At 38.2% G+C, this 20,425-nt stretch carries 20 protein-coding genes; 10 read left to right on the forward strand and 10 right to left on the reverse strand.

The window, feature by feature from the left end; genetic code table 11:
* Positions 1 to 67: 67 nt before the first annotated feature.
* Positions 68 to 730 carry a lysozyme family protein gene (locus AC13EX_RS11010; protein ID WP_482892716.1) on the forward strand — a complete coding sequence of 221 codons (663 nt, stop codon included), beginning with the start codon at positions 68 to 70 and terminating at the stop codon, positions 728 to 730.
* A 467-nt stretch (positions 731 to 1,197) separates the two neighbouring features.
* On the opposite strand, the gene AC13EX_RS11015 is transcribed toward AC13EX_RS11010, so the two are convergent.
* From AC13EX_RS11015 to AC13EX_RS11025, 3 genes are all read right to left on the reverse strand, one after another.
* Positions 1,198 to 2,424, reverse strand: a complete 1,227-nt coding sequence (locus AC13EX_RS11015) for an amidohydrolase family protein (protein ID WP_482892717.1) — start codon at positions 2,422 to 2,424, stop codon at positions 1,198 to 1,200.
* 167 nt (positions 2,425 to 2,591) lie between these two features.
* Positions 2,592 to 3,833: an Nramp family divalent metal transporter gene (locus AC13EX_RS11020; protein ID WP_482892718.1), complete on the reverse strand. Its 1,242-nt coding sequence runs from the start codon at positions 3,831 to 3,833 to the stop codon at positions 2,592 to 2,594.
* A 65-nt stretch (positions 3,834 to 3,898) separates the two neighbouring features.
* A complete protein-coding gene (locus AC13EX_RS11025) occupies positions 3,899 to 5,191 on the reverse strand; it encodes a dienelactone hydrolase family protein (protein ID WP_482892719.1) in 1,293 nt (430 codons plus the stop codon).
* Positions 5,192 to 6,099: 908 nt separating this feature from the next.
* Here AC13EX_RS11025 and AC13EX_RS11030 point away from each other — a divergent pair.
* From AC13EX_RS11030 to tsf, 5 genes are all read left to right on the forward strand, one after another.
* The gene (locus tag AC13EX_RS11030) at positions 6,100 to 6,498 is read left to right on the forward strand and encodes a GreA/GreB family elongation factor (protein ID WP_048642542.1); all 399 of its coding nucleotides are present in this window, start codon (positions 6,100 to 6,102) and stop codon (positions 6,496 to 6,498) included.
* A gap of 287 nt (positions 6,499 to 6,785) precedes the next feature.
* Complete coding sequence (gene rplM, locus AC13EX_RS11035) at positions 6,786 to 7,229, forward strand: 50S ribosomal protein L13 (protein WP_048642541.1); 444 nt, start codon at positions 6,786 to 6,788, stop codon at positions 7,227 to 7,229.
* 12 nt (positions 7,230 to 7,241) lie between these two features.
* Entirely contained in the window at positions 7,242 to 7,628 is a 387-nt protein-coding gene (gene rpsI / locus AC13EX_RS11040; RefSeq protein ID WP_014020963.1) for a 30S ribosomal protein S9, read from the forward strand.
* Between the two features lie 45 nt (positions 7,629 to 7,673).
* A complete protein-coding gene (gene rpsB, locus AC13EX_RS11045; protein WP_048642540.1) occupies positions 7,674 to 8,435 on the forward strand; it encodes a 30S ribosomal protein S2 in 762 nt (253 codons plus the stop codon).
* Between the two features lie 109 nt (positions 8,436 to 8,544).
* Complete coding sequence (tsf, locus tag AC13EX_RS11050; protein WP_048642539.1) at positions 8,545 to 9,375, forward strand: translation elongation factor Ts; 831 nt, start codon at positions 8,545 to 8,547, stop codon at positions 9,373 to 9,375.
* Between the two features lie 213 nt (positions 9,376 to 9,588).
* On the opposite strand, the gene AC13EX_RS11055 is transcribed toward tsf, so the two are convergent.
* Together AC13EX_RS11055 and AC13EX_RS11060 are read right to left on the reverse strand one after the other, a co-directional pair.
* Positions 9,589 to 11,124: a hypothetical protein gene (locus AC13EX_RS11055; protein WP_482892720.1), complete on the reverse strand. Its 1,536-nt coding sequence runs from the start codon at positions 11,122 to 11,124 to the stop codon at positions 9,589 to 9,591.
* Between the two features lie 117 nt (positions 11,125 to 11,241).
* Positions 11,242 to 11,415, reverse strand: coding sequence for a hypothetical protein (locus AC13EX_RS11060; protein ID WP_482892721.1), 174 nt, complete (start codon positions 11,413 to 11,415; stop codon positions 11,242 to 11,244).
* A 228-nt stretch (positions 11,416 to 11,643) separates the two neighbouring features.
* Between AC13EX_RS11060 and AC13EX_RS11065 the strand changes: the two genes are divergently transcribed.
* The gene (locus tag AC13EX_RS11065) at positions 11,644 to 12,375 is read left to right on the forward strand and encodes a hypothetical protein (protein WP_482892722.1); all 732 of its coding nucleotides are present in this window, start codon (positions 11,644 to 11,646) and stop codon (positions 12,373 to 12,375) included.
* A 71-nt stretch (positions 12,376 to 12,446) separates the two neighbouring features.
* Here AC13EX_RS11065 and AC13EX_RS11070 read toward each other — a convergent pair whose 3' ends face one another.
* Both AC13EX_RS11070 and AC13EX_RS11075 read right to left on the reverse strand, forming a co-directional pair.
* Entirely contained in the window at positions 12,447 to 13,295 is an 849-nt protein-coding gene (locus AC13EX_RS11070; RefSeq protein ID WP_048642538.1) for a lysylphosphatidylglycerol synthase transmembrane domain-containing protein, read from the reverse strand.
* Positions 13,276 to 14,229: a glycosyltransferase family 2 protein gene (locus AC13EX_RS11075; RefSeq protein WP_048642537.1), complete on the reverse strand. Its 954-nt coding sequence runs from the start codon at positions 14,227 to 14,229 to the stop codon at positions 13,276 to 13,278. The genes AC13EX_RS11070 and AC13EX_RS11075 overlap by 20 nt, the downstream gene beginning before the upstream one ends.
* A gap of 373 nt (positions 14,230 to 14,602) precedes the next feature.
* Here AC13EX_RS11075 and AC13EX_RS11080 point away from each other — a divergent pair, with 373 nt between their 5' ends.
* Both AC13EX_RS11080 and AC13EX_RS11085 read left to right on the forward strand, forming a co-directional pair.
* Positions 14,603 to 15,697: a Gfo/Idh/MocA family protein gene (locus AC13EX_RS11080; RefSeq protein WP_482892723.1), complete on the forward strand. Its 1,095-nt coding sequence runs from the start codon at positions 14,603 to 14,605 to the stop codon at positions 15,695 to 15,697.
* 234 nt (positions 15,698 to 15,931) lie between these two features.
* The gene (locus AC13EX_RS11085; RefSeq protein WP_482892724.1) at positions 15,932 to 17,584 is read left to right on the forward strand and encodes an ArnT family glycosyltransferase; all 1,653 of its coding nucleotides are present in this window, start codon (positions 15,932 to 15,934) and stop codon (positions 17,582 to 17,584) included.
* Positions 17,585 to 17,638: 54 nt separating this feature from the next.
* On the opposite strand, the gene hpf is transcribed toward AC13EX_RS11085, so the two are convergent.
* The 3 genes from hpf to rpsU are packed head-to-tail and all read right to left on the reverse strand — an operon-like array spanning position 17,639 to position 19,110.
* A complete protein-coding gene (gene hpf / locus AC13EX_RS11090; RefSeq protein ID WP_048642534.1) occupies positions 17,639 to 17,944 on the reverse strand; it encodes a ribosome hibernation-promoting factor, HPF/YfiA family in 306 nt (101 codons plus the stop codon).
* A 31-nt stretch (positions 17,945 to 17,975) separates the two neighbouring features.
* Positions 17,976 to 18,860 (reverse strand): tyrosine-type recombinase/integrase, encoded by an 885-nt coding sequence (locus AC13EX_RS11095; protein WP_482892725.1) that lies wholly within the window; start codon positions 18,858 to 18,860, stop codon positions 17,976 to 17,978.
* Between the two features lie 55 nt (positions 18,861 to 18,915).
* Entirely contained in the window at positions 18,916 to 19,110 is a 195-nt protein-coding gene (gene rpsU / locus AC13EX_RS11100; RefSeq protein ID WP_014020953.1) for a 30S ribosomal protein S21, read from the reverse strand.
* Between the two features lie 286 nt (positions 19,111 to 19,396).
* Here rpsU and galE point away from each other — a divergent pair, with 286 nt between their 5' ends.
* Positions 19,397 to 20,413 carry a UDP-glucose 4-epimerase GalE gene (galE, locus tag AC13EX_RS11105; RefSeq protein ID WP_482892726.1) on the forward strand — a complete coding sequence of 339 codons (1,017 nt, stop codon included), beginning with the start codon at positions 19,397 to 19,399 and terminating at the stop codon, positions 20,411 to 20,413.
* Positions 20,414 to 20,425 lie beyond the last annotated feature (12 nt).

The raw sequence follows: 20,425 nt of genomic DNA on the forward strand, positions 1-20,425 counted from the left end.
TGCAATAGACAATCTGTTACATAATCCAGGTTAAAGAGCTTTACCCATTTAATTGAGATTTTTCAACATGAAGCAACTGATCACCATTATTACTTTGAGCCTATTTTTAGTTGCTTTTTTCGTTTTTAACAGCAGATACAATGAAAATCAAAAAAAAGCAGCTATATCAATGACTGCTCTAACAAACGATACCATAGTGTTTTCCAAGGTGGAAAAGATGATACATAGCTATCCATGGAAATATGCCTGGAATAAATTCATTTCTAAGGAAATCATCCGTCACAAAGGAGTCTTTTTAGACAATGATTCCATTTACAAGCAAGATTTAGAAAGGCTTTGCCCCTCTTATTACAAGGCTTCAGAAAAGGAAAAAGTCGCCTTGTGGACACTCCTAATTGCATCAATGGCCAAGTATGAATCAAATTTCAACCCGAATACCCGCTACCAAGAGCCACCGCCACTTAATGCGTATAGCGAAGGCTTATTGCAACTCAGTTATGGAGATGAAACACGTTACAAGGATATTCCACTCGACCCGGAAAAGCAAAACATCCTGATCCCAGAGGTCAATCTAAAAACAGGGGTAGCCATATTTGCCAAGCAACTAGAAATAAGAAAATCGATTTTTACAAATAAGCATTTTTATTGGTCTGTATTAACCAACAAGCAAAATGAAATAATTCAATTCTTTCAAATTAATGCGGCTGAGTTAAATATTTGTAACAAGTAATTGTATTATGACACAGGTGGCTGAACCTGTCGAAGTCGGCGGTGTCGGAGTCACCTTTGGCCTATTTAATGAAAATTGAAAGCTTTCGGCTTCTTGGGTCTAAGTTACGCTTTGCTAAACTTAGACCGGATCAGGATACTTCGACAAGCTCAGTAACCTGACGTACCCTGAAAAAATTGAGTAAAATTTGAAGATATGTTTTTCATTTGGCAAAGGACTATTCAATAAATTCACTTTTATTCTCTAGGTTTTTGCTAAAGCCAGATAAAACGATATTACCTTAAAAAATTGGCTGAAGCCCATCCCTATTGAATTGCCCCTGAAGGTTTGGATGGGAACCATCACTAAATAAGTCCACCGCCTACCCCGAAAAAATCTGGTATAGGCTGTGAACTTCTTATTTCATCAACTTGATGAGGAAATTGTTATTTTTTTAATCGTCATTAAGCAATAAAACCACAAGGAAATCAAGTCCAGTTAAGTACCTTCTCAGCATTGGTTCTATACAGTTTTTCCAATACATTCTCAGGGAGTTCGAGACCATAGTATCTCCACCAAACTCTACCTGGCATGTGTTCATCCCCACTTTCCAACAAACGCCACCAAGCTTGGTACATCTGTTTATCCAATCCCATATCTGTCCCAAACAAAACCCTATCACTGTACTTGGTCAAAAATTTGGCTGATGCCCTAGGTTGTCTTCCAATTTCATAATCCCTGGCAGAAATGTCCAGATAAAGATTATCGAAATCATCTAACATGGCTCCAAGGCGATTCAAGTCATTGCCCAAATTGGCCATATGACATGCGATAAAGGTGGTTTTTGGATGCTTCACCAATAACTTGGGAAGATAAGTTACCAGCTCATCATATGTCAGGCCGTCTGTGTCATATTTATTGAACTGCTGAAATATAGGCGTCCTTTCCTGATAGACATCAGGTGGGGTCCATGCAGAAGGGTGATCGGATTGATGAACGTTAACAGGTATATTCAAATCTCCACACTTTGCCCAGAATGGATCCAACCTAACGTCGTCAATGTGCATTCTTTCTTCGGGCTTTAAAGACTGGTCACGAGAGACACCAAAACCCTTGTCTGTCACTTCTCCTACTCCTCTAGCGCCTAATTTATAACAACGTTCCAACTCCTTCACTGCCCTTTCAGGATAATCCGGCTTGTCAATCTCTTCCATTTCAATGCCACAAAAAAGCTGGAACCTATCTGCGTAATCGGTCAAATAATAATCAACCATCTTGTCAAATTCTTTTCCGGTAGCCACAGTAAGCACAACTGATTTTTCTACCCCTACTTCATCCATTGTCTTCACCCAATCTTTTATGGCCTGCTTAGGATTTCCACCTTCTTCTAATTCCGTATAGTGATGCACATGTGCATCAATCACAGAGAATTTGGCTTTGGGAATAAATGTTTCCTCAGCGATAATAGTGGACTTAGGTGCATAATCCTTTACCAAAACCCCATCCATGGGACCTGGGCCTACGGGCACTCCCGGACCACTCCATGCGCCATATTTCACTTTTAACCACTCAGGGTCAGAGGTCCATTCTTTAGAAAGAGGTGTTTCTATAATTTCTTGCTTCTTTGGCCCACAACCTTGAACATAACTCATCCCTGATGCACCAAGACCTAGTAAACTTGCCTTTTTTAAAAAACCTCTTCTGTTATTTTTCATTTTTATAAATCATTTAGAACACATCTTATTACCTGGAACTTACCCTTCTATTTAAATAAAATAAGGGTAAAAAGGAAATAGAAAACTTTAATTTCGACTAAAAACTTTAATTTCGACTAAAAACTTTAGCAAAGGCAAGTTTATAAATGGACTGGTCAATGCAAGTTTTAAATAAATTCAGCAATCGCAAAATAAGCTGTTAGCAGACTAAAGAGAATAACTGCTACCAACCCAATATTCTCTTTCAAGCCAGCCACATGTGTCTTCATAACCTCCTTGTTATTAATGAGAAGAAAAACAGGAATAGCTACTGCTGGAAGAATAAAGGCCTGAAAAGCCTGGGAAAAAACCATAATCAATGGAGGTCTGGCATCCAAGAACTGCATACCAAAACCAAACAGTATCCCGATAAATGCCAGCCACCTGTACATAGGTGACTTGATATTTCTGGGCTTCCCAGTAAAATCACTAATCAACCATGGCGCTATCAATATAATAGGGAATACAGTAGATATACCTGCACCCACAATACCCAGTATCAAGATAAAAGCAGCAAACTCTCCTCCTATTGGTTCAAATAACTTGATCATCTCAACTGTGTTATCCAGCTTCAGCCCCATCACATGCAAAGTACCTGCAGCAACTGCCATAATGATCACACTAAGCACAAACATCATGGTAGCAGATACCATAGCATCTTTTTTTTCGTTTTTGAGGTCTTGAATTCCCCATCCTTTTTCAGCTACAACAGTACTTCTAATAATAAATACAGCTGCAGAACAGGTGGTACCTGCAATGGCTGCTATCAATCTCAATACTCCAGGTTCGTCAGGAATAGATGGTGCCATGCCTGAGACAATTGTGGAAAAATCAGGTTTCAATAAAACAAAAACCACGATAAAAGAAATCACCATTAAGGCCACAAAAAATACCAATACCTTCTCAAAAATCAAGTAATTACCAAACCAGAAAAGCAGGTAAAGCGCAACCACCAAAACAGATGTAATCCAAAAGGTACTAAAACCTTCTCCTCCAAACAGTAATCTTGATCCTTCTTGAATAAGGTCGGCAATGATTCCAAAAATCCCCATCAAGGCCATTATCTCACCAACCACAAGGGCAATAATGATATAGACTGCCAGTACAGTACCGTATTTCAACTTGTTCTTGATATTAAAGAGGGCCGTATTTCCGGTAACGAGTGTAGTTTTACCATAAGCCACCATCAACACATAAGTAAACAGGCAAGATAGCACCAATGCCCAAGTCAGCATCATACCGTATTCAGCGCCCACTTTGGCCATTGTAGTAATACTTCCAGTTCCAATATTATAACCGATCAGGAATAACCCAGGACCGATTAGGCTAATGGCAAAAATGAGCTTCTTGAAGAAAACGTTGTCTTTCATAAATGAGTTAAAGTAGGATGAATTGTCTAATTATTTTTAAAAACCTTAAGATAATAAAAGCCTAGTTACTTCAGCCAACGATCAAACCAATCAAAGGCATCTCCTTGCATTTTTTTGTTGAATTGATGACCACCGGGGTAAAAGGAGCACTTGTATTTGTCTTCCGCTCCAGCTTTTTCAAAAACCGAAGAAAGTATTTTATCTGCTTCTTGCATTTCATCTAAAGAGTACAAACCGTCTTCTATTGAATTTTGCACCATGGTAGGTAATGGAACCCTCAAACCTAGAATTTCAGGGAAATCAAGTGCCTGAGGCAATCCTGGAGCAAAAGTCATCCATGTATGGGTAAAAGATTTGTGCAGAACCAAATCCTTCCAAGTAGTCATAAAACCTACGCAAACAGCACATTTTATTCGTGGGTCTAAACCTCCCGAAAAAACAGTCCTCATCCCACCACCTGAAAGGCCCCCGCAGCCAATTTTATCGGCCTGAACATCATTCCTATCACACAAAATATCCAATGCTTTCTGGTCCTCAGCCATAAAAACTCCCGGCCAGCTTGTGCCTGCACTAAAGAGCGACTTGGCCATGGTGTCCTCCTGCCCTTTCGCCCAATTGTTGTAAGCTTTGGCATTTTCTGGCAGGTCAGGATTATCATCATTTAAACCCTGTCTAAGATTTTCCGGAACGTCCTTAAGCAATACCCTCCTGCTTGCAAAAGGAAAAGCATCTGGCACCATCACTACATAGCCTCTTTTGGCCACTTCGTTGGCCCAAGCCAAATCCTCATAATACATCCTTTGGTGATCTACCATCATTGGATGCCTTTCATCACTTGTCCGGGTAATTTTTCTTTTACCGAAATATTTCCAACCCCCATGGTCATGAAAAGCCATAATCCCAGGCAATTTCCCTTTGGCATTGGCTGGCTTCAGCACAATGCCCTCTGACCTACCTCCCGTAGGAAGTACCCAGCTTATTTCTTCTACAGAAAGTCCGTCGTATACGTATTTCTTGTCAATAGTAACCTTTGGTGTACCGCCTAAATCAGGTGCGGCCAACTTCTCCTCAGTGATTTTTATGGCCTTATTTTTCCAATCCTCCAAACTTTCCCATTTATCTCTTCGGTAGGAATGACTGGGGATTTTACCATCTAATAAGCTGTTCGCCCATTTACCATAATCACCAATTATGCTCTTGCCCGAATCTTTAGAACCCGGAATTTGATAATTATTCCTCATACCTTGATCTCCCAATGGCACCTTACTTTCGGTATCACCGAATGCTTTAACACGATTCATTAAACCTAAGCCTAAAATGCCTGATAATTTCAGAAATAACCTTCTGGTATTTTTCATTTAATGTTAATTTAAACCTCATATTGAGCAATGACATTTTCATCCAAGCCATGGGATCTTCAAAGCCGACCTTTTAAAGATTTCAACTTGTAACAGGTAACAATCAAGTATTGATTCTCCTGATCCTATCGACCTATTACATGGTTTTAACTGATCTGAAGAATAAATAAAAGACTATATATCCAATCTAAATTTTAAATAAAAGTATCCTTGTGAAAATAATAACGGAAACGTTCTCGAATTTGCAAATAAAAAATGGCATTGCCATTCAAAAGCCTTGCATATTGCTATTATCCATTAAAAAATGGAATTAATACATCTGTTAAATCCATTTTTATTTTATTATTAATCTAACAAACCACGCATTAACCTATACACCTTCTAGCAAAACTAAATCATTAAATTGGGTGCTAATTAGACAAAAAACCAAAAGAGAAAAAATAACCTAAATCCCTTCCAATCAAATAGATTTTCGAAAAAACAAATGAATACAATAATTGTAAAAATGGAATATATTATTAATTTTAATGAACTTTAATTCAATTCTCTTCGTAAAAGAACATGCGTATTGATTTGAGAAAATTATTATTTATTATAGAGAAAGCCATTATTAGACAATTTCAATATTTTTTTATATCTTGATTTAAATTATCTCATGATTCAACCGTTCAACCATATCGCCGATTTCAACAATGCGCTAACAAGGGTATTGAAGGTGGATTGGATTGTTCTCGCACACAATAAAGCCTTTATCAAATCTCCCTCTACCATATAGATCAAGGTAGGGGGCACCATGACCGGTATTTAGGCTATACACTATTCCTATTTATTATTTACTAGCAAACACCAATGAACCGTAGTGGGAGTTCCACCTTACGGCTAATGGTTGTTTTTAAAATTTAAAAACAATGAAACCTATAGTTAAAGAATCAGATTACAGTACAATTAAGAACATTATTAACAATCTTACTCCTGCCCAAAAAACCAAAGAGGTTGGCCAATTGATGAATGAGTTAGAATTGGCCAAAAAGGTACCTGACAAAAAGATCCCTAAAGACGTTATTCAATTGAACTCTTATTTTGAGGTAGAGGTGGGAACCCCTGCACAAATCATTAAGATGACAATGGTGATCCCTAAAAATGCAGATTTAGCCCAACATAAGATTTCCTTATTCTCGCCTTTGTCTGTTGCCTTGATCGGGTTCCGAGAAGGAGCCTCTGTAGATTGGGTACTTCCTGGAGGACTTAGAAAGTTAAAGATTCTAAAAGTAACCAACCAAGTTCAGCAGGAATTGGTGGCCAAATAAGAAAAAAACGAACTGAGATAATTTTAATTGGAGTTAATAAAAAAGGAAATCAAATATAATAACTACTTTGCCTTGCTAAGTAAACGTTTCCAAGAGTTGTTTAAGACCATTTTGCACTAAAAAGGAACGAAAGAAGGTTGAAAGCTAGCTAAAGTAATTAGCTATTCTTGTGAAAATAAGGCAGTAAACTTTGGTTTCTATTGCAATTGAAGGAATTAACTTCTATCTTTGTGTCCCTTTTTGAGGGTGAAATGTATTTAACAAGCTAATTATTAAACATTTACACAGTGAATACTTTAAGCTATAAGACCATATCAGCGAATGACGCCACGGTGGAAAAGGAGTGGGTAGTAGTGGATGCCCAATCCCAGATACTAGGTCGATTTTCAAGTGAAGTGGCAAAAATGTTGAGAGGGAAGCACAAGCCAAACTTTACCCCTCATGTAGATTGCGGAGACAATGTTATTGTTATCAATGCCGAGAAAGTGAGACTTACCGGAAGGAAGTGGACTGAGAAGGTGTATGTTCGTCACACAGGATTCCCTGGAGGACAACGTATCGCTACTCCCAAGATCCTTTTGGAAAAATCTCCTCGAACTCTGGTAGAGAAAGCAGTAAAAGGAATGCTTCCAAAAAACAGACTTGGCAGAAAATTGTACACCAACCTGTACGTTTACGCTGGATCAGAGCATCCACACAGCGCACAGAAACCTAAAGAAGTAAAACTTTAATGCTACCCGTCAATGGAAGTAATTAACAAAATTGGAAGAAGAAAAGAATCCGTAGCCAGGATTTACGTCAAATCTGGTAACGGTAATATCACGGTAAACAAAAGGGCACTTGATAAGTACTTCCCTTTTGAGCTACACCAGATTGTGGTGAAGCAGCCCTTGGTATTGGTCAATGAGGACGGTGCTTATGACATTAATATAAATGTTGATGGTGGCGGAATCAGTGGTCAGGCAGAAGCTATTCGAATGGCAATCTCAAGAGCCCTTTGTGAAATCAACGAAGACCATAGAAGTCCGTTGAAAAAAGAAGGATTCTTAACACGTGATTCCAGAATGGTAGAACGTAAAAAACCTGGACGAAGAAAAGCAAGGAGAAGATTCCAGTTCTCTAAAAGATAATTGGGGATATATATTCCTAAATACTATAAAACAACAATTTAATAAATGGCCAATATCGAATATAAAGACTTACTGGATGCTGGTGTTCACTTCGGACACTTAACAAGAAAGTGGGATCCTAAAATGGCGCCTTATATCTTCATGGAGAAGAATGGTATCCATATCATAGATCTAAACAAAACGCTCGTTTGCCTTGAAGAAGCATCCAACGCAATCAAGCAGATAGTACGCTCAGGCAAAAAAGTTATGTTTGTAGCGACGAAAAAACAAGCCAAAGATTTAGTAGCAGAAGAAGCCAGAAGGCTTAAGATGCCTTTCATTACTGAAAGATGGCTTGGTGGTATGATGACTAATTTTGCCACCATCCGTAAATCTTTGAAGAAGATGTCAACAATAGACAAAATGTCTAAAGATGACTCTTACACTAACCTGGCGAAAAAAGAAAGGCTGATGATCAGCCGTCAAAGAGAAAAGTTGGAGAATGTATTGGGTGGTATTTCCGACCTAACACGACTTCCTGCTGCACTCTTTATTGTAGATATTAAGCGAGAGCACATTGCCCTAGCTGAAGCTAAGAAGCTTGGTATTCCTGTGTTTGCTTTGGTAGATACGAACTCTAACCCTAACGAGGTAGATTTCCCTATCCCAGCAAATGATGATGCTTTTAAATCCATTTCACTATTAGTAAAAGCTTTCGGTGCTGCTATTGAAGAAGGTTTGTCTGAACGTAAGAAAGACAAGGACGATGCTAAACTTTCTGAAGAGGAAGAAGCAAAAAAAGCAGCAGACGCTGAAACAAAAGAATAATCCACTTTGACATTTTATTTACAAAAATTGGACACTGGCACTAGCCTGCTGTTCAATTTTTGTTTTATTGTCATCACCTATATTTAATTAAACAAAAAAATATAAACCAATGGCTATTACTGCACAAGAGGTAAATAAATTGAGACAAAAAACCGGGGCCGGTATGATGGATTGTAAAAAAGCCCTTACCGAAGCTGAAGGAGATTTTGAAAAAGCTATTGATATCCTAAGAAAAAAAGGACAGAAAGTTTCTGCTTCCAGAGCTGACCGTGAAACCAAAGAAGGTGTTGTGGTAACTAGCGTAAGCGAAGATGGAAAAACGGGTACCTTGATTTCTCTTACCTGTGAAACTGACTTTGTTGCCAAAAATGAGGAGTTCTCCACATTTGCAAACGCTATACTTGCTGAAGCAGTAAAAGCAAATGCTAACAGCATTGAAGCTGTTATGGCTTTGCCTTTTGAAGGCATCACTATAGGTGAAAAAATCACTGAAATGACCGGTAAAATCGGTGAAAAAATTGAGGTGTCTCATTTCGAACAAGTAACAGGTGAAGTAGTAGAGCCTTACATACACTCTAATGGTAAATTAGGCGTATTGGTAGCACTTAGCAACACTGCTGGTGCAAATGCTTCTGATGCTGGTAAAGATGTGGCTATGCAAATTGCTGCAATGAATCCAGTAGCACTTGACAAAGATGGCGTTGATTCATCTGTTGTTGAAAGAGAAATTGAAGTTGGTAAAGATCAGGCCAGACAAGATGGAAAGCCTGAAGCTATGTTGGAAAAAATTGCCCTTGGTAAATTGAATAAGTTCTACAAAGAGAACACTTTACTAAGCCAGGCATTCGTAAAAGACCCTAGCAAAACAATCGCTCAATACCTTGACAGTGTAAGTAAAGGATTGACAGTGACTGATTTCAAAAGAGTTTCTATCGGATAATCCCGACAGTAAACAAACAATATTTAAAGCCTGACCTTATATTTTGGTCAGGTTTTTTTTTATTTTTATAGCTTGTCCCGTCATGAAATAGACCGTTGATCTTCAATTGTATGATGGAATCAGGAAGCCATAACACCTAATCCTAGCTAAAGAATGGAAAAGGTGGATAAGTAAATACCCCTTAGAAAGCCATAATGCCCCTATGGGCAAGTGCTAATTCAACTGATTTAACATCTCCTCTACCTTCTTTTCGAATAGGACTTGCCATTCAGGAGCCAAAAAGGTGTCACTATCTTCCTGTGCCGCTCCTGTATTTCTTAGCTGTTCGGCAGTTGGTGCATAATAGATGTACCCATTGGTATAGCCTGCCACAAAAGTGGACGCATATTTGGATCGCTCTTTAATGTTTAATCCTATTTCAACGGTCAACTCTCCTGGAAAGGTAACCATATAAAAATCACCAATATTCACAGCTAAAATTTCAACTGGAATCATAGGTTCGCCCTGAGCCAATTCATTGTGCATTTTCACCAATGCCAAGTTGGTGTTGACCCGAATGAGTTCTTCCATGATGTAAATATTGTTTTGGTAATTTGTCATGTCATTCTTATTGACCTCATCCCAGGTCTGCAATCCACATGCTCCAATCATGGCTTCATGCATGTATCTGTAGGCATATGCTGAAGGATAAGTCGCTGAATTATTGTGTTCATCCAATAAGTCAAGAAATGTTTTTAAGTTTATATTGGTGCCACGAAAAGATTGAACCAATTTCATTTGCCTGTCCTCTAACGCTTTAATTCGGCTTTGAAAATCGGCCATGGGAAGTTCCATGCTTTCATTGATAAGGTGTATTTTACTGACTTTTTTACTAGGGATTTCCTTTAAGGCATTGAGTACGCTGAGCCCAAGCATATTTCCCAATGGTTCTGCATCTGGAGGTGTTTCTACCCCTTTATAGGAGACAGGGTTAATATCTCCTCCGCACCCTTGCAGAAAAAAAGCCATGCTTCCTTCTAGATTATCCTCTATAACCTTCGAAGCAAAGCCAATCATATCTGCTGTATTCCCTCCGTTTGGAACGCCTTGTATGGGGTGAACAGCGAAATTATAGATCACTGCTAAATTATCACCATTTAGCTTATCCAACCTTAAAATTCCAATCTCAGGATCAATTGGACCAACTTTGGCAATTTGTTCGTCGGGAGGAAAAGGATAAGCTCGCCTCATATCTACTTGTTCCCCGTTGGTTAAATAAACCCTCCTATTTTCCATGATTCTATTTTCATGACCACTTCCTGAGCCTGCCTTCACTTTTACCATGTTTTCACTCGCTGCTAAAACGGCTTCTATCGTCAGTTGATCCACATCCTTCCTAACGATTCCATGGCAATGGCTGGCATTAATTAAGACATTAGAGGGAGGAATGCCTAGTTTCTTTTGGATTTGACTGCGGACGGTTTTCATGAACCCTTCAGGGATGGGACCAATCCCCTCCAATGCCACAACATCAAGGGTAATAATAACCATCTTTGTGGTTCCATCATCCAAGACCATTGCTTTAGCAAAAAGAGGGTCATTGACGGCTCCTGCGTCCCTATCGGTGATGTCAATTTTGCCCACTCCTGCTCTCATTTGACCCACGACAGGTAAGCAAATTGTCGATATAAATATGAATGAAAAAAATAAATTTCTAAAAATGTGTCGCTTCCCTTCTGTGTATTCCAGAATCAATACTAATATTTTCATGGTTCAAGGTATAAAAATTGCTAGTTGTTTTCCAAATAAAAGTGATACTGAATGAATTTAAGTGCGCCATTTGAATTGATTTCATCCACATCATTAAAATATTCAATTGCCATATTTTCACAAATCCCTAATTTGTTGTACAAACGGATTAACCTTAGCATATTCAAAAGCCAACCATCCGTCCATTCCTACACCATTATCATGGTCACTTTCTACCATAAATGCCCTGGGTAAAATAAGGGTAACTATTTCTCCATAGGTAAAAGTCACCCCCAGGTTAAAATCATACATTCCATATTCAGGTAAGAACAAATAACTATCTGGTCAATCAGTTGTAGCATTTTTCCAAATCCATACAATTGACCATTACCTTTTTAGAATTTTGGTGGAATCCTTCTGAAATAGATTTCCACAATTCTAAACCTAACTTCAAGGTCGGGGCTTGAATTAAGCTTTCGACTCTAATTACTTTCCGATATATAAAAATCCTTTTATTCAGCCCATAGTAAACCATTCATCTTGGATTTTCGTAGATTCAATATGATCACTTTTCTGCTTCGTTCATTTTTATTGATATTGTTTTTTGCCCCATTGATGAGCATGGGACAGGATGTGTCTTTTGGCTTAGAAGCCAGAGCTAACATCCCACTTAAGGATTTTAAACAACAGTTGCATGCCAACAGTTTTCCAGAAATAGCTGCATTTGGATACTATGAATTCCCCGGCATGCCAATAGCTGCAGGCTTAAGTGTTGGGTACGGCCTCTATGGAAGTGTTCTTGAGAAAAGGAACGACTTATACGATGGAGATACTGAAGTGTATAGAATTCGCAGAAATAATAATATTCTAAACATTAAAGCGCATTATCGCCATTACCTACCATGGGTGAAATATGAAAAACTGTTTTTTGATGCACAGTTAGGCTTAGGTCATATGTATACCAGGTTTTTGATCAGGGAGAACTTGTTCTCAGAAACCATAGAAGAGGGACTTGATCATGGAACTTATACCATGGTATTTGGTTTCGGTTTGGGATATAAATTACCTATCACTTTCAAAAGCGAAGGTACCCACTTGGAATTAAAAGCTATTTACAATAACAGTAACCCAACCCGATTTCTCCCAAAAGGTGCTGTCAATACCACTAAAAATCCTGGAGAAGATGCTGTTTTTAACTATAACATTCAAAAAGCAAGTTTGCTGATGTTCCAGATTTCAATTGCGATCGTAGGATTAAATGGCACTTTTTAAACTGTGGAACAATTCGTGATGGAAACTGATAGGTCTTAGAATTATAAATTATTTAAGTTTAAATATACAATTTACCCTTTGTATTTGACAAATACACCCGAAAGAGAGGTAAGCATAGATATAAGGAAGAACAAAAGACTAAAGGCTACAGCCACATTCTGGTCTATTCCAACATACTCATGGGCAAGAACAAAAACCAATTCTCTAGCCCCTACTCCTCCAATCGTTAGCGGCAATACAGATACGGTGCTTGAAACGAGAAACACAAAAAGGTAGGGAATTACTTGTTGTTGCACCCCTAAGCTCATTAAAATAAAATATGCACTGCATAATTGAAGGCCTTGGTTAAGAAAAGAAAAGCCTGTACTCGATGGAATGGTCCTCATGAATTGTTTAAAAAACAGCAACATCACCAAGTAAAACCCTGGGGGTATGGCCACTAATCCTAAAATACCTAGCCAAAACATAGACACAGGAAAATCCCATGGCAGATTCAGAATTAGCATTAGACAAAACATCAACCAAAGTAAAACAGCCAGTCCATTGCCTCTGTCAAGCAATACGGCACTGAGTAATTGTTTAACTGGAATTTTATGAATTTTATTTAACAAGTACACCTTGTAGCCATCTCCCCCTATCCCACCGGGAAGAAATAAATTGTAAAACATTCCTATGGCATACAACTTTACATTTTTCATTTCAGGAAGTTGTAAGCCTATGTCTTTGAAATAAATATTTAACCTTATAGCGCTAAAGAATTTAGATATCACAAAAAGCACCCATGCCAGAAATAACCAACCTGGGTTGGAAGATTGGATTACTTTCCAGGTAGTCTTGGTATCTATTTTGTTGAAGACCAGATACAGTGCTAAGCCGGTAAGGAAGATCTTTAGAAAAAATTTAAGCCTCTTTTTTATCACCTTGGAAAATTGCTTTCACTGTATATGTCTTTTTGTTCTGAGATTCGAAATAGGTTCTTACAATTATTTCAGCTACAATTCCAGTAGTGATTAATTGGACTCCACCCAACAAAAGGATGAACCCTACCAATAGTATAGGACGTCCCCAAATATCCTCTCCCATAATTTTAAGGATAAGTAGGTAGAAATTAATCAAAACCCCACCTGTGAAAGCAAAGAGCCCTAGGGTTCCGAAAATATGTATGGGGCGCTGAAAATATTTCTGAAAGAAGAGCATCAGAATAAGATCAGCAATTACTTTAAAAGTTCTGCTTAGTCCGTATTTTGACTCTCCATGTATTCTAGGATGATGTTTGACATCTACCTCGGTCATTTTTGCACCTTCCTGCTTTGCTAAAACAGGAATAAACCTATGCAATTCACCGTATAAACCCATATTCTGGGCAATATGCGCTTTATAAATTCTTAAACTACAGCCATAATCAGACAAATAAACCTTAGTGGTATGTCGGATCAACCAATTGGCCATTTTACTAGGTAATTTTCTAAGCACGAAGCCATCCTTTCTATTGGCTCTTCGTCCAGCTACTACATCCCAATCACCATTCCTCACCATGTCAAGCAGCATGGGTATATCGCTAGGGTCATTTTGAAGATCCCCATCCATGGTCACAATGTATTTCCCATTGGAATGGTCAATACCTGCAGCCAGTGCTGTGGTCTGACCATAGTTTTTATTAAACACCAGCACACGAGTCCTGTCATTTGCTAAAAGCTTCATCTTCTCTACTGAGCGATCTGTGGAACCATCGTCCACCAAAATCAACTCATAATCTATTGCCGATAAGGCACTGTACACTGCTTCATGCAAAGGTGCAATATTACCTTCTTCATTAAAAATGGTAATGACAACGGAAATCTCTGGTTGAGTCATGATTCAAAATTTACACGAAATTAATGCTTTTTAAAAGCTGTGGCAAATTGATTGCCTAAAACCTACCCTTAAAAGATCACCAAATTGAGACATCCTTCACTTTTCCACCTTTGACCAAATAGTTAATTTGATTATATTGAATCCAAAACAAGCAATAAATGGATACAAAAGGACTTACTTTGACAATTATTCCAAAAAAAGAATAATTGTCACGCTTTTCTAGCAATGTTATCGACTGTAGCCGTTTATTAGCTAAAGTCAATCAATAACTGGTCAATTAAACAAAAGTCTTTTTTTTAAATCTTTTACAATCCTAAACTAGCATACCCAATTCTCTAAATACAGCATATTATTATACCAAAAACCTAACCCTATGAATACCCAATCCAGAAGAAATGCGATCAAATCAATAGCTTTAGGAAGTAGCTTGGCCCTGATCAATCCCTACGAATTATTAGCCGCTAAAAAAGGACGAAAACTAGGTGTGGCCCTTGTAGGTCTAGGCTATTACAGCACCGATCTTTTAGCCCCAGCTTTGCAGCAGACAGAACATTGCTACTTGGCGGGCATAGTAACAGGCACTCCTGAAAAAGCAGTAGCTTGGAAAGATAAATACCAAATCCCAGAAAAAAACATTTACAATTATGACACTTTTGACTCCATAGCAGACAATCCTGACATTGATGTAGTCTATGTGGTTTTGCCGCCTTCAATGCATGAAGAGTATGTGATTAGGGCAAGCAATGCAGGAAAACATGTCTGGTGTGAAAAGCCCATGGCCGTTACCAGTAAGGAATGTCAAAACATGATCAATGCTTGTAAAAAGAACAATGTACAACTCACCATTGGCTACAGGTTGCATCATGAACCAAACACTCAAGAATACAGGTCAATCATCCAAAACAATAAGTTGGGTAAGGTGAAATATGTAAACTGTGCAGCAGGTTACAGAGAAAACAGGACCGACCATTGGAAACAGAAAAAAGAAATGGGTGGGGGCGTAATTTATGACATGGGTGTTTATGCCATTCAAGGTGCCCGATTGGGCATGAACATGGAACCTATAGCTGTGGTATCAGCCAAAGCCATCTCTACCCGACCAGAAATTTATAAAGACGGCCTAGCAGATGAAGTAACAGCCAAACTGGAATTCCCAGGGGCTGTGTTTGCGGACATAAGAACCAGCTTTGCTGAAGGTACTAATTTCATGACAGTGGAATGCGAAAAAGGAGATATCGCCTTGAAACCTTTCTCCAGCTATGGGGGAGCTAAAGGTGAAAGTCCACTGGGAAAAATCAATCATTCCTATGAAGTCCCTTGGCAACAAGCCAGTCAAATGGATGATGATGCCTTGGCCATAATAGAAAACAAAGCACCATTGGTGCCAGGTGAAGAAGGCCTCCGCGACATCCGAATAGTGGAAGCGATTCTCAAGTCTGCCAAAAAAGGTAAAAGAGTAAACCTTTAATTTGATTGGGGTCCTCTAATTCAGCAGGGCAATAAATCGTTGTTTATTGCCCTGCTGAATATTTTTTGCATAAAATCTGGCTCTTAGGCCTCCTACTAATTAAATGCTTTATCCCGAAAATGGCATTAAACAATCTAGCAGCTTTAAAATCGTTTTAAATTCAACGTTCTTTTAGGTAGAAAACACCTCCCAAGCATTTTATTTTTTTAATTTTACCCCTTATTCTTTTCGGCCATGAACAAAACTCCAGGATGGATTAACTCCTACAGCTTCCCTATGCTAGCATTTTTAGTATTGGTAGGTCCATTTGCCCTAGATTATCATCTCCACTACCCAGATGAAATGTATTATACTGATGCGGCTATTCGTATGATGCAAAATGGAGACTATCTTACCACCTACCTAGGGAGTGGTGAATTACGATTTAAAAAACCCATACTGACCTATTGGTTCGTTCTTGCGGGCTTCAAGACTTTTGGTGTAGCTGCCTACTCTTCACGGATATTATTTCTTTTATTCGGTGCCGGGATAATCCCTTTGGTTTATCATATTGCTAAGATGGTAGGGAGAAGCAATAAACTCCCTATATGGTCAGCATGGATAGTTGCCACCCACCCAATTCTCATATTCAGCAGTACACGTTCCATCCCAGATATTTTACTGGCTTTTTTTATGACTTTGGCTGCTGTAGGCATTACAGGCTTGTTGAAGTATGGAAATAACAGTCCAAAAAAGTACCTCTGGTTTTTATATTTAGGATTAGCTTTTGCCTTTGAAACAAAGGGATTGCCTGCAGCTGCTTTAGGTTTGGTCGCAATTGCCTATATGCTATTCAACCCTTGGCAACGCATCAAACTGATGAAATTATTGTACCTACCTGCAATTGCCCTGGCCTTGTTTATATCCTTGTTTTGGTTTGTCGCCATGTACATGAAATTCGGATCAATTTATTTGGACTCCTTTTTAGAAGATCAAGTTGGCATGCGTGTAGGTAGCAGGATATGGATGATCGTGAAACATTTTATCTTTGCTGTGCTATTGATGGTTGGGCTCTTCCTTCCGTGGGTCAGTCTAAAAATCAAGGCGCTTCCATCAGGGTTAAAATCCATTTTCAGTCAAAACAAAGCATTCTTTGGTTTTGCTATAATCTGGACCTTATCGATCATTGGCATGACAGCGATGGTATCAACCTTCTATGAGCGCTACCTCCTACCCGTTACTCCTATCTCAGCGATTCTCTTAGCGGGGATTGTTTTGAAAACAACTCCTAGACCGACCAATGCCATGAAGCTTTGGACAAAGGTTTTTTTAGGCATTAATTGGCTTGTTCTGTTTGTCGCTTTATTTGCCCATGTGGGACTAGGTAGTTCCTTTTGGATTTATGGCCAATGGATCATTGGCTTTGGTTTAAGCGTTTTGCTTTGGAAAAAAGTAAACCAACCGAATTACCAATTGCAGGTTTTGGGACTTTCTATTCTACTCTTGTTTCTCTCTGTATCATTGGTAACCCATCCCTTATCTATACCTAACCAGGGCAGACAAGTACAAGCCTATATTTCGACTCATAAAATACCTGAAAATAGCAAAATTGCCTTCCTTGGAAACTTACATTATGCTAGTAAAATAAGAATAGGGCTAGGACCAGAATACTTCATGAAAACATTCTCTTCCTTAGAAGAAGTGCCTGAAAGTTACGCTTATATCATTTGTGATGAACCTAATAAAAGGGCCCTGGATGGCTTGCTTCCGATTAAAGATGTTGTCAGTTTAAATTGGGATCCTAAATATATAAAGGAGATGATAATGTCCATATTAAACGGTAACACCACAGAGGAAAAGATGAAGTGGGGTAAAAAGTATTATTGGATTGAAAGATTCCCTGCTTAGATAAAAAAAAGGGTTACCAAATGGCAACCCTTTTTTAATTATTAATGATTATAACTATTGTTTAGATAGAACAAGTTTTTCTTTGTGCTTTTTAATTTGTCTACGAAGGGCTTCTATGGAATCATCAGCTGCCGCTTCAAAAGAGTCGTTTTGATTTTTTGCAAAAAATTGTTTACCTGGTACATTCAGTTTGATTTCCACGATTTTATTTTCACTTTTATCATTTTTATCCAACCTCATAAAAACCTCACCATCAATGATCTGATCATAATAAGTATCTAGTTTATCTGCTTTTTTCTGAATAAAATTGGTCAACTTCTGATCAGCGACGAAATGAATTGAATGCATTTGTAATTTCATAATAATAAACGTTTAAAAGTTAAACTTAATTTTAAGCTTTTGGATGTGCCTGTTCATACACAGCCTTAAGTTTCTCAATAGAATTATGAGTATATACCTGGGTGGCTGCTAAACTAGCATGTCCCAGAAGGTCTTTAACAGCATTTAGATCTGCTCCTTTATTAAGTAGGTGAGTTGCAAAGGTGTGTCTCATAAGGTGAGGACTACTCTTGGTATTTCGGACAAAAAGATTTAAACATTTCTTGACGATTCTATAAATCATCATTGGATAAGCTTGCTCTCTATTTAATCTAACGATAAAAAAATCATTTTCGTTTTGAATAGAAAAACATTCTTCAAAAACTTTTTTATAGCTAAGGATAGCTATTCTAAGTTCACTAGAAATAGGGATAATTCGGTATTTTTTGCCTTTGCCAAGCACTTTTACCTGTAACTGACTAAGGTCCAAAGCAGACCATCTCAATCCTATCAATTCTGACAATCTAATACCTGTGAGGTAAAGGGTTTGCATGACCATTCGGTCCCGTTGTCCCTCAAAATCATTGTCAAAATTTGCTTGTTCAAGAAGGCGATAAATTTCTTTTTCCTGGATAAAGGCAGGAAGGTTTCTGCCCTTTTTTAATGACCTTATTTTAAAAGTTGGGTCTTGGTTGATGATTTCGGAGCGCAATAAAAATTTATAGAAAGACCGTAAAGTGGCCATTTTTCTATTTACAGTGGCGACTTCTAGCCCCTCTTCAATTAAATCCACCATCCATGCCCTGATCTCGGCATGACCAGCATCCTCCGCATTTTCCAAGCCAAAAGCTGTATTTATAAAAAGGAAAAACTGTTCCAGGTCCTTTCTATAAGCCAAGACCGTGTGAGGACTTACCCTTTTCTCGTGTTCCAGGTAGCTAATAAATGAAAAAAGCATATCGATGTTTTAGAACATCAATATGCTTAATATTTTTCGAAAAAGAAAGATTTTCTTATTTACCTTCTTCTTCTTGCATGCGCTGCTTGTAAGCTGCTTTAATTACTTCTGTTCTTCTTGTGATAGAAGGTTTTTCAAAAGCCTGTCTGCTTCTCAATTCACGGATGACTCCTGTTTTATCAAACTTCTTCTTGAAACGCTTTAGCGCTTTCTCGATAGATTCGTTCTCTTTTACGTTAACTACGATCATATAATACACCTCCTTTCAGGGGGCAAAGGTAGAGAATCTTATTGGTAACCCCAAAACAAACACCAATCCTATTGAAATGATATAGCAAATTAGCAAAATCTGAGATGATTTATCGCTAACTATACTCTAATTTATAGAACTTTAGGGGCTTTTATCTGACAATAACTACAAGGTGAAATTGAATTCAAATTCATAATAATAATTTGAATCTCTAAGTAGATAGGACATTCACAATATATTAAGATTTATTTCTTTCTAAGAATAGGATAAAATTTTATATTTGACAATGGAAAAAATTTTAATAACTGGTGGGGCCGGATATATCGGTTCCCATACGGCGGTGGCACTTTTGGAAGCCGGCTACCAGCCCATCATCATTGATGATTTTTCAAACTCCGAAAAAAGTGCTTTACTAGGTCTGAAAAAAATTACAGGCCAAGAGATCCCTTGTTACGAAGGTGACTGTAATGATGCTGATTTAATGGATCGGATTTTCACAGAAAACAAACTTTCTGGGGTCATTCATTTTGCCGCTTTCAAAGCTGTAGGTGAAAGCTCAATGCTTCCATTAAAATATTACAATAACAATATAAGTTCCTTATTGGTACTTTTGGCAACCATGGACAAGCATAATGTGGAGAACCTTGTTTTTTCTTCCTCATGTACTGTATATGGACAGCCTGACAAATTACCTGTAAAGGAATCTACACCAAGAAAAAAGGCAGAGAGTCCTTATGGTAACACCAAAAAGATCTGCGAAGACATATTGGTAGATCAGGTCAACAGTAAAGTTGCTTTATCGGCTATTGCACTTCGTTATTTCAATCCTATTGGAGCGCACACTTCCTCAGAGATCGGAGAATTACCCTTAGGTGTTCCTTCCAACCTTGTCCCTTTTGTTACACAAACAGGTGTGGGAATAAGAAAAGAATTGACAGTATTTGGTGATGATTATGACACCCCTGATGGTACTTGTGTTCGAGATTACATCCATGTGATGGATTTAGCTGAAGCCCATGTAAAAGCAATTTCACACCTTAAAGGAAAAACTGCTCCATTTTATGACATTTTCAATGTGGGCACCGGCAATGGCAACACGGTAATGGATGTGATTAAAGCTTTTGAAAAAGTAAGTGGGAAACCTCTTAATTATAAAGTTGGTCCAAGAAGGCCTGGTGATGTGGTAAAAGTTTGGGCTGACACCTCAAAAATAAACCAAGAATTAAATTGGAAGGCACGATTCAACTTAGAGGAAGCCTTAAGAGACAGTTGGAACTGGCAGCTGGCACTCTCCAAAAAATAAAAAAATAACCTT

The organism is Cyclobacterium sp. L-R, assembly GCF_056859355.1.

What these genes read in the sequence shown, in the direction of transcription:
- AC13EX_RS11075 (WP_048642537.1), bottom strand. Translation starts at nt 14,229, where the DNA reads ATGACTCAACCAGAGATTTCCGTTGTCATTACCATTTTTAATGAAGAA.
- AC13EX_RS11030 (WP_048642542.1), top strand. Translation starts at nt 6,100, where the DNA reads ATGAAACCTATAGTTAAAGAATCAGATTACAGTACAATTAAGAACATT.
- tsf (WP_048642539.1), top strand. Translation starts at nt 8,545, where the DNA reads ATGGCTATTACTGCACAAGAGGTAAATAAATTGAGACAAAAAACCGGG.
- AC13EX_RS11015 (WP_482892717.1), bottom strand. Translation starts at nt 2,424, where the DNA reads ATGAAAAATAACAGAAGAGGTTTTTTAAAAAAGGCAAGTTTACTAGGT.
- hpf (WP_048642534.1), bottom strand. Translation starts at nt 17,944, where the DNA reads ATGAAATTACAAATGCATTCAATTCATTTCGTCGCTGATCAGAAGTTG.
- AC13EX_RS11010 (WP_482892716.1), top strand. Translation starts at nt 68, where the DNA reads ATGAAGCAACTGATCACCATTATTACTTTGAGCCTATTTTTAGTTGCT.
- rpsU (WP_014020953.1), bottom strand. Translation starts at nt 19,110, where the DNA reads ATGATCGTAGTTAACGTAAAAGAGAACGAATCTATCGAGAAAGCGCTA.
- AC13EX_RS11060 (WP_482892721.1), bottom strand. Translation starts at nt 11,415, where the DNA reads ATGTATGATTTTAACCTGGGGGTGACTTTTACCTATGGAGAAATAGTT.
- AC13EX_RS11085 (WP_482892724.1), top strand. Translation starts at nt 15,932, where the DNA reads ATGAACAAAACTCCAGGATGGATTAACTCCTACAGCTTCCCTATGCTA.
- AC13EX_RS11025 (WP_482892719.1), bottom strand. Translation starts at nt 5,191, where the DNA reads ATGAAAAATACCAGAAGGTTATTTCTGAAATTATCAGGCATTTTAGGC.
- AC13EX_RS11095 (WP_482892725.1), bottom strand. Translation starts at nt 18,860, where the DNA reads ATGCTTTTTTCATTTATTAGCTACCTGGAACACGAGAAAAGGGTAAGT.
- AC13EX_RS11055 (WP_482892720.1), bottom strand. Translation starts at nt 11,124, where the DNA reads ATGAAAATATTAGTATTGATTCTGGAATACACAGAAGGGAAGCGACAC.
- rpsB (WP_048642540.1), top strand. Translation starts at nt 7,674, where the DNA reads ATGGCCAATATCGAATATAAAGACTTACTGGATGCTGGTGTTCACTTC.
- AC13EX_RS11020 (WP_482892718.1), bottom strand. Translation starts at nt 3,833, where the DNA reads ATGAAAGACAACGTTTTCTTCAAGAAGCTCATTTTTGCCATTAGCCTA.
- AC13EX_RS11080 (WP_482892723.1), top strand. Translation starts at nt 14,603, where the DNA reads ATGAATACCCAATCCAGAAGAAATGCGATCAAATCAATAGCTTTAGGA.
- galE (WP_482892726.1), top strand. Translation starts at nt 19,397, where the DNA reads ATGGAAAAAATTTTAATAACTGGTGGGGCCGGATATATCGGTTCCCAT.
- rpsI (WP_014020963.1), top strand. Translation starts at nt 7,242, where the DNA reads ATGGAAGTAATTAACAAAATTGGAAGAAGAAAAGAATCCGTAGCCAGG.